This window comes from Paenibacillus sp. oral taxon 786 str. D14, from assembly GCF_000159955.1.
GTDB classification, from domain to species: Bacteria; Bacillota; Bacilli; order Paenibacillales; family Paenibacillaceae; genus Fontibacillus; species Fontibacillus phoenicis.
Window position 1 is genome coordinate 41,341 of sequence record NZ_GG695970.1, and the last position, 6,802, is coordinate 48,142.

A 6,802-nucleotide genomic window follows, 5' to 3' on the forward strand; every position below is an offset into this window, starting at 1 on the left:
GAAACCTCCTTTATGGGTTAGGTCGGACTCTTCATTACGCGTTAAGGCTGGATGGGGGAGTCCTCCTCCGCCGATTCGGCTCCCGCTCCAGCTTCAGCTTCAGCTTCATTGCCGGCAGATTTCTTCTTCTTGCCGCGCTCTGGCTTCTCCGGTTCCGGGAAAACATAGCCGGTAGCCTCCTGGATATGTACAAGCTTGGCATGCAAGCCTTTGACTTCACGCTGCAGCCGGTAACCGCGGTAAATGCCAAACGCCCCGACGATAATACCGCCAAGCAGCGTACTGCCAAGGATCAGCAAAATCAACGGAAGGCTGACGGAGCCAAACAGCAAATTGACCTGCACCGGATCGACGTTAATCACCGCAAATACGGCGGTAATCAAGGCAAAGAACAAAGCCAGAATTAGGGACCATTGGATTTTCATGAGGGTACACCTCCTTCTAGGACAGTATAAAATCCCTTGTCCGCTTGGAGCAAGGGATTTTGTAGTCGCTATGGCCCAGGACATGTTAACTCGTCAACTGTTCCATTTGCTCGATCACGTTCTCGAACACGCTCATCGCTTCACGGATCGGCTGCGGCGAGGACATGTCGACCCCGGCTTTCTTCAGAATGTTAATCGAATAGTCGCTGCCGCCGCTCTTTAGGAAGCCGAGGTAACGGTCAACCGCCGGTTTGCCTTCCTCAAGAATTTGCTTCGAGAAGCTGGTCGCTGCAGAGAAACCGGTAGCGTATTTGTAGACGTAGAAGCTCGTATAGAAATGAGGGATCCGTGCCCATTCCATTTCGATATCCTGGTCAACGACCATGTCTTTGCCATGGTATTTCACATTCAAGTCGTAATAAATTTCCGACAGCTCCTGCGGTGTGAGCGATTCGCCGGCTTCCGCGCGCTCATGGATGAGCTTCTCAAATTCGGCGAACATCGTTTGCCGGAACAACGTCGTCCGGAACTGGTCGGCGTAGTAGGTCAGCAGGTACAGCTTCTGCTTCGGATCGGTGGATTTCTTGAGCAGATAATCCATCAGCAACGCTTCGTTGGTCGTCGAGGCGACCTCAGCCAGGAAGATGGTATATTGGGCATCACGGTACTTCAGGGCTTCATCCGAAAAATAGGAATGCAACGCGTGCCCCATCTCATGCGCCAAGGTGAACATGCTGTTCAGATTGTCCTTATGGTTCAGCAGCACGTAAGGATGGGTGCCGTAAGCGCCCCAGCTATAAGCGCCGGTGCGTTTACCTTCGTTCTCGTACACGTCGATCCAGCGGTTTTCGAAGCCTTCACGCAGGACCTTCAGGTATTCCTCGCCCAGCGGCTTCAGCCCTTCCTCGACCATTTTCTTAGCGTCTTCATAAGGGATTTCCCACTTATATTCCTCAACGAGTGGAGCGAACAAATCGTACATATGCAGTTCGTCAACGCCCAGCAGCTTCTTGCGCAGCTTCATGTAACGTTGCAGGAGCGGCAAGCTCTCATGCACCGCGTCGATCAGGTTCGTATACACTTCCTTCGGAATGTTGTCGCCATATAGGGACATTTCCAGCACGGAAGGATATTTGCGGACCCGCGAGTAGAACATGTTCTTGTTCACGTTCGCGCTCAGTGTAGCGGCGATGGTATTTTTCTGCTTCCGATAGGTTTCGTAGACAGCTTTGAATGCCCGCTCGCGTACTTCGCGGTTGGGGTTCTCCAGGAACTGGATGTAGCTGCCGTGGGTTAAATCCACTTCGTTCCCGTTTTCGTCTTTGATTTTCGGGAATTTCATATCGGCATTGTTAATCATGCCAAAAATTTGCTGAGGCGCCTGCGACAAATTGCCTACTTGGGCCAGCAGCGCTTCTTCCGTTTTGCTCAGGACATGCGCCTTTTCGCGTTTGATTTCCTGCAAGGTGAACTTGTAATCCGCCAGCACAGGGTCGTTGATCAACTTGTCGAGCTCCTGCTCCGGCAGGGCCAAAATTTCTGGCGTAATAAAAGACAAGGCCTCGCTGACTTCAACGCTTAACTTCTTCGCTTTTTGCACAAGGGCTTGATATGTAGGGTTGGTCGTATCCTCATCGTGATGGAGATGGGCGTATACGTAAAGCCGCTCAATTTGCAAAGAGAGTTCATCTTCCAACTCGAAAACGGCTTTGATATGTTCTGCATCGGTAAGCTTGCCTTCAAACTCAGCCGCTTTATCCTTTAGCTTCTTGAGGTCGTTATACGATTTGTCCCAAGCGGCTTGATCAGGGAATAAATCCTGGAGCTGCCATGTGTGCTCCTTCGGTACTTCAGAACGTTTCATTACGGTGCTCATCGGAATCCTCCTTTGGACTGGGTAAAATGATGATGCCGGCTGGCCCATCGCAGCACTGCCAGGGAATGCGGCAGCTAGCAGGGCGCCGGTGAGCAACAGGGGAATCGCACGTGAGATGCGCTTAGGTCGCATACCAAGAAAACCTCCCTTATGGATGTCGGGAGCCCAACGTGATTTTCGTACCTTAGGGTCCGGTTCGCTTTGGGCATTTTCCTAGTATGGCCGCCTGCTGCGGGAAATATAGGGGATCAAGCAAGGAAGCTGTAGATCATCAGCCCAAACGCCAGTGCAATTAGCACGACGGAGGCCAAGGCCAGACTGCGCCTTAGACGCGGCTCCAGCCGATCCTTGTTCAGGATGACCACGACGCCCAGCGCAAAAGCGCAAATGATGAAGATCAAGAGATTGGAAGTGTCCATCAAAATCAATGCTCCGTTTCGTACGAGATTGGACGGCGGGCTACACCTGCTTAAACGCGTTCATAATTTCATTCCATTCCGCCTCGTTGCCGGCATATTCCTCTTTTGGGAACCGGCGCTTCACCCAATCCATCATGGCAGGGCGGCTGAGGAACGTATGCGATTCCTCGCCCCATTGGTCGGAAATTTCGCGGAGAACGATGTATCTGCCTTGAACCTCTACCGTCATCATATTCCATTTGTCTTTTTTGTATATTTCGTGTTTTTTGATCATCTCTGACGTTCTCCAATCTTTGGCTTTGCACCACAGGTATGAAACCCGCGGGATATTGGGAATATTTTATGTAAAATGATAACTCACGCCCCCGAGGAAAGCAAATGAAACCATACGATTCTGGCGGCGGTTTTTGGCGCGAAAAGTTATGGGCGAACTGACACGTTGCATTGTCGGTGGGCATAGAGTATAATATGGGTATTCGTCAATGATGGCGATTATTTTTAGGAGGTTGTTCATTTGAAAGGTACAGTTAAATGGTTTAACGCAGAAAAAGGCTATGGCTTCATCCAAGTTGAAGGTGGCGAAGACGTATTCGTACACTTCTCCGCTATTCAAGGCGAAGGTTTCAAAACTCTAGAAGAAGGCCAAGCCGTTGAGTTCGAAATTACTGACGGCAACCGTGGTCCTCAAGCTGCTAACGTAATCAAATTATAAGATCACTTCCGTATTAGCGGATCACTTATAAAGTTTGGTACTAAGCGCGATAATGAAAGGCACAGCTCTTTATAGGGCTGTGTTTTTTTGTATACATAGATAGAATGAAATTAATTGGTGACAATCTGTTGTCACCATTACTCTGCTATAGTGATGTTAACGGGAGGGGAACCAAACGCGATGAAGCGAATGGACCGGATGATGGCGATTGTGATGGCCTTGCAGCAGCGCCCGGAGACCGCACAATCCTTGGCGGACAAGCTGGAGGTGTCCAAGCGGACGGTGCTTCGCGATATGCAGGCTTTGGCGGAAATCGGCATTCCTTTGGTTGCGCTTCCAGGACCGGGCGGCGGCTACCGCCTCATGGACGGCTTTCGGCTGCCTCCGCTGCAGCTTGACGCCGGCGAGGCGCTGACCGTCCTGCTGGCTTTGGACGGCATCGGCAAATACGCCGACAGCCCCTTTCGCGAGGCGAAAAGGACTGTCGCCGACAAGATCCGCTCCGCTTTGCCCGAGCAAATGCTAGGGCAAATTGCTCCATTGCTCCGGCACGTGGAAATGGAGGTGCCGGAGCGCGGCATCCAGGCGCCGTTCCTCAGCGCCTTGATGGCATATGCTGCCGGCGGGAAGTGGATCCGAGCAGAGTACCGCTCGCTGAATTATCGCCGGCAGCTGACGTTGAAGCCGCTGCGCGTGTACGCCGCGCATGGCTTCTGGTACTGCGAAGCCGAGTCGCTGGAGCATGGGGAGAAGCGAACGTTCCGCGTCGATCGCTTCGTCGAGGCGGCCGAGACGTCTCCCCCACCGGGTGCGGGTGCCGGAAGGGGAGAGGCCGCCAAAGGGACTCCTCCCCGGGCGGCAACCGGGAGAGAGGATTTCCGGCTGCGCGTGAAATTGACGTATCGCGGTTCGCTGCTGGCGGAGCAGGATCCGCATTTTGGTCAGGAGGTGCAGCAGGTGGGGAAGGCCGAGTGGCAGCTCGACTGCACCCTGCCGGGTTCGGAATGGGATTGGGCGGTTTCCTATTTCTTTGGTCTTGGCCGGGATGCGGAAGTCCTCGAGCCCCAGGCGATGCGCGAGAAGCTGCATCAACGCGCGGTGGAGCTGGCCGAGCGGTACCGGACTTAAGCTGATACCGCCGACTTGAACGCTTAGCTTAGACCTATTTATTTCGAAGAAGAACGGAGGGTGGATGCATGAAACCTAGAATGTCGGTGTTAACGATTGGTGTGGAGGATTTGGAAAGAGCGGTGCAATTTTATCGAGATGGCCTTGGCTGGGCGACGGAGGGGATCGTAGGTCAAGAGTTCGAGCACGGGGCGGTTGCCTTCTTCGATTTGCAGGCGGGACTGAAGCTGGCGCTGTGGAAGCGGGCGGATATCGCCCATGACACTGGTCTAACGCTTCATGCCCCAAGTCCAACGGAAATTACGCTGGGTCATAATGTGGCGAGCAAAGCGGAAGTGGATCAAGTGATGGGGCAAGCGAAAGCAGCTGGAGCTAAGATCGTGGTTCCGCCTCACGATACGTTTTGGGGAGGGTACTCCGGATATTTTCAAGATCCCGACGGGCATTTGTGGGAGGTTGTCTTCAATCCTGAATGGGTATTCGAAGCCTGAGTGGCGAAGGGGACGAGAGTTTTATGAAAAAACGGGACGTATTGGAACGGGCCAGTACTTTTATTTATTCGCATGCCCGGCTGTTGGATCGCAAGCGGTTTGCTTACCACTTTGAAGGAGGGAGCGCGGAGGAGGTGCTTCGCGCGCTTCGCCCATACCAGAACGGGGATGGCGGATTTGGTCATGCGCTGGAGCCGGATATGCGCGGTCCGCATAGCCAGCCGGTGGCAACCGAAACGGCGTTGCTGGTGATTCGCGAGGTGGGCGGATTCGGGTCGGATCTGCTGGACGGAGTGATCCGTTATCTGCGCAGTTTGACACTGCCGGGAGGCGGCTTGCCGCGGGCAACGACGGAAGTGAATCGATATCCGCATGCGCCGTGGTGGACGACCGAGCAGGACGGGGGCCCCTCGATCAACCCGACGGGAAGCATCATCGGCATGCTGCTGGGGCAACAGGAACGCACCGATTTTTTCCGTGAGGATTGGTTCCAAAATAATGTCGCCTATCTGTGGGGATGTGTAGAGCAAGGCCTTCCCGAGGATTATCATGACGCGGTTCAGTGGATTTCCTTCCTGCAGCATGTGCCAGATCAGGAGCGGGCGGCGAAGGCGCTATCCAGGTTGGATGCCTGGCTGACCGGACCAAACGGGATTGAGCGGGATCCGCTGGCGGAGGGGTACGTCCATAAAGTGCTGGACTACGCACCAACGCCGGAGAGTTACGCGGCGAAGCTCATCTCGGAGCAAGACATCGAGAAGCACTTGAATTGGTTGATAAGCACGCAGCAGGAGGATGGCGGTTGGGCGCTCACGTTTCCGGCAGTAAGCCCGGCGGGCGAGCAGGAATGGCGCGGTTGGCTGACCATAGAGAATTTGAAGACGCTGAAGGCTTACGGCCGCTTGTCCTAAGCCAGATTAGAAAGAGGCTCGTTTCCAACATGTTGCTGGAAAGAGCCTCTTCATGTATGGACTTTACTCAACGATCCGCAAAATCTCGGATACTTCCTTCCGCGGCACCGGCTTCGGTGAGATCGCCGGATGGCCCAGTGCGATCACCATATTCACTCCGCGATCGGCAGGAATGTCGAGGAATTCGCGCAGCTTATCTTCCGCGAGCAGTACCGGTCCGGTCATCGGACAACTGGCGAGGCCTTTGGCATGCGCGGCCAGCATCAGGTTCTGCGCGGCCAGACAGCTGCTCTTGAGGCCTTCTTCGTCCCAAATTTCAGGAGTGACGAAGGAGATCGGGTCAAAAATTCGCTCACGGAACTTCGAGGTGTACGGCGTAGACAAAACTACGATTAACGCCGGAGCGCCGGAAAAGGCGGTTGCGTAAGGGCCAAACGATTTCACAAGCAGCTTGGCTTCCCGATCCTTCCCCTGTGCTGTGGCGCGTGCTGCGATTTCATGCAGGCTTTCCCAGGTAAAATCCTCGATCTGCTTGATTTTATCTGCGTTCATGACGACGATGAATTCCCAGGTTTGCGAATTCGTGTCGCTGGGCGCATAGCGAGCGCAGTCGATGAGATCCTTGATATCGGAGACGCTGACAGGCTCTTGGGTAAATTCCCGGATACTGCGGCGGGTTTGAAGGATGTCCCGAAACAAAGCGAAATCCATGCGTTTTCACCTGCTTTATCAAATTTAACACCAGGTACTATCATCTGATAATAACTATTATATAGGAAGACTTGTCCTTTGAACAGAGACAAACAAGAGGCGAAGCGCCGTGACGGCACTTCGCCTTGA

The 6,802-nt window shown here is 53.7% G+C and carries 9 protein-coding genes; 4 read left to right on the plus strand and 5 right to left on the minus strand.

Features of this window, described 5'->3' with window-relative positions:
- Positions 1 to 41 precede the first annotated feature (41 nt).
- The 4 genes from POTG_RS00205 to POTG_RS00220 all read right to left on the minus strand — a co-directional run bounded on the left by POTG_RS00205 (position 42) and on the right by POTG_RS00220 (position 2,994).
- Positions 42 to 425: a LapA family protein gene (locus POTG_RS00205; RefSeq protein WP_050769656.1), complete on the minus strand. Its 384-nt coding sequence runs from the start codon at positions 423 to 425 to the stop codon at positions 42 to 44.
- Between the two features lie 85 nt (positions 426 to 510).
- Positions 511 to 2,301, minus strand: a complete 1,791-nt coding sequence (gene pepF / locus POTG_RS00210) for an oligoendopeptidase F (protein ID WP_036643671.1) — start codon at positions 2,299 to 2,301, stop codon at positions 511 to 513.
- A gap of 248 nt (positions 2,302 to 2,549) precedes the next feature.
- Positions 2,550 to 2,720 (minus strand): hypothetical protein, encoded by a 171-nt coding sequence (locus POTG_RS24145; RefSeq protein WP_009222766.1) that lies wholly within the window; start codon positions 2,718 to 2,720, stop codon positions 2,550 to 2,552.
- Positions 2,721 to 2,760: 40 nt separating this feature from the next.
- A complete protein-coding gene (locus POTG_RS00220; protein WP_009222767.1) occupies positions 2,761 to 2,994 on the minus strand; it encodes a hypothetical protein in 234 nt (77 codons plus the stop codon).
- A gap of 240 nt (positions 2,995 to 3,234) precedes the next feature.
- On the opposite strand from POTG_RS00220, the gene POTG_RS00225 reads away from it, so the two are divergent.
- The 4 genes from POTG_RS00225 (at position 3,235) to POTG_RS00240 (ending at position 5,962) form a co-directional block, all read left to right on the plus strand.
- A complete protein-coding gene (locus POTG_RS00225; RefSeq protein ID WP_009222768.1) occupies positions 3,235 to 3,432 on the plus strand; it encodes a cold shock domain-containing protein in 198 nt (65 codons plus the stop codon).
- Positions 3,433 to 3,612: 180 nt separating this feature from the next.
- Positions 3,613 to 4,560 carry a helix-turn-helix transcriptional regulator gene (locus POTG_RS00230; RefSeq protein WP_036643674.1) on the plus strand — a complete coding sequence of 316 codons (948 nt, stop codon included), beginning with the start codon at positions 3,613 to 3,615 and terminating at the stop codon, positions 4,558 to 4,560.
- 68 nt (positions 4,561 to 4,628) lie between these two features.
- The gene (locus POTG_RS00235; protein ID WP_009222770.1) at positions 4,629 to 5,051 is read left to right on the plus strand and encodes a VOC family protein; all 423 of its coding nucleotides are present in this window, start codon (positions 4,629 to 4,631) and stop codon (positions 5,049 to 5,051) included.
- Between the two features lie 23 nt (positions 5,052 to 5,074).
- Positions 5,075 to 5,962, plus strand: coding sequence for a prenyltransferase/squalene oxidase repeat-containing protein (locus tag POTG_RS00240; RefSeq protein WP_036643681.1), 888 nt, complete (start codon positions 5,075 to 5,077; stop codon positions 5,960 to 5,962).
- A 63-nt stretch (positions 5,963 to 6,025) separates the two neighbouring features.
- Here the strand turns inward: POTG_RS00240 and POTG_RS00245 are convergent, their stop codons facing one another.
- The gene (locus POTG_RS00245) at positions 6,026 to 6,673 is read right to left on the minus strand and encodes a nitroreductase family protein (protein WP_009222772.1); all 648 of its coding nucleotides are present in this window, start codon (positions 6,671 to 6,673) and stop codon (positions 6,026 to 6,028) included.
- Positions 6,674 to 6,802 lie beyond the last annotated feature (129 nt).